The sequence below is a fragment of the Ruegeria sp. AL12 genome (genome assembly GCF_056540885.1).
This window is the reverse complement of the sequence record NZ_JBQFXN010000195.1, coordinates 1-541: the sequence shown is the minus strand read 5'-3', so window position 1 is coordinate 541 and position 541 is coordinate 1. Positions and strand designations below refer to the sequence as shown.

Sequence of the window (541 nt, the reverse complement as noted above, 5' to 3'; positions counted from 1 at the left end):
CGGCGGTCTCGGCGATGACGTGATCAATGGCAACCGTGGCAATGACAGCTATTACTACTCCCGTGGCGACGGCAACGACACGATCACGGAGACGGTTTGGAACGGCACGGACGATCGGCTGATCCTGACCGACATCAACCCTGCTGACGTGAGCCTTGTGCGCAATGGCAATGATCTGACGCTGGTCATTGCCGAGAGTGCGCCCGACGCTGGCGATGGCGGTTCGATCCTCATCAAGCACACGCTCGACGATGCGTCAGATCAGGGCCTTGAGAAGATCGTCTTCGCCGATGGAACCACATGGACGAGAGGCGATCTGCGCCCGATGTTGCTTCAACAAGTGCTGACATCTGGAGATGACATCATCACCGGCTTCAACGTCGCCGACGTTATCGATGCGGGTGCAGGCAACGATACGATCGATGCCGGTGCGGGAGACGACATCATAACCGGCGGTCTCGGCGATGACGTGATCAATGGCAACCGTGGCAATGACAGCTATTACTACTCCCGTGGCGACGGCAACGACACGATCACGGAG

General features: G+C 58.4%; 1 protein-coding gene. It reads left to right on the top strand.

Annotated elements, in window-relative coordinates:
* Positions 1-541: calcium-binding protein (locus ACR0C6_RS22175; protein ID WP_480621358.1), on the top strand; the 541-nt coding region annotated here is incomplete at both ends.